Annotated in this window: 1 protein-coding gene; it reads right to left on the bottom strand. The window is 66.9% G+C overall.

All coding sequences use genetic code 11. The annotated features are described in order from the left end of the window. Positions 1 to 49: 49 nt before the first annotated feature. Positions 50 to 634, bottom strand: a 585-nt coding sequence (locus tag B2284_RS01980) for an IMP dehydrogenase (protein ID WP_286697112.1), incomplete at its 5' end; no start/stop codon positions are given.

Genomic DNA, 634 nt, shown 5'->3' with positions numbered 1-634 from the left:
CGCCTTCGTGGCGCATGACGTTGCCGCTCCCGGATCCGGACGGCACAAGTCAGCGAATGGAGTAATTCGGCGCTTCGACGATGCCTTGGACGTCGTGGGGGTGACTTTCTTTGAGCCCGGCGGAGGTGATGCGCACGAATTGGCCGCGCTTCTGCAGTTCGGGGATCGTCGAGCCGCCGACGTAGAACATCGACTGGTGCAGGCCGCCGACGAGTTGGCGGACGGCGTTGCTGACGGGGCCCTTGTAGGAGACGCGGCCTTCGATGCCTTCGGGGACGAGTTGGTCGTCGCTGATGACGTCGGCCTGGAAGTAGCGGTCCTTGGAATAGGACTTCTTGCCGCGTGAGCTCATCGCTCCGAGTGAGCCCATGCCGCGGTAGGCCTTGAACTGCTTGCCGTTGATGAGGACGACTTCGCCGGGTGATTCTTCGGTGCCGGCGAGCAGAGAGCCGACCATGACGGTGGAGGCGCCTGCGACGAGGGCCTTCGCGATGTCGCCGGAGTACTGCAGGCCGCCGTCGGCGATGACGGGCACGCCGGCGGGCTGGCAGGCCTGCGCGGCTTCGTAGACGGCGCTGACCTGCGGGACGCCGACGCCGGCGACGATGCGCGTCGTGCAGATGGAGCCGGGGCC

The sequence above is a fragment of the Dermacoccus sp. UBA1591 genome, assembly GCF_002322065.1.
GTDB lineage: Bacteria > Actinomycetota > Actinomycetes > Actinomycetales > Dermatophilaceae > Dermacoccus > Dermacoccus nishinomiyaensis.
Note: the sequence above shows the minus strand (reverse complement) of the source record. Positions and strands in the feature narration are given on the sequence as shown.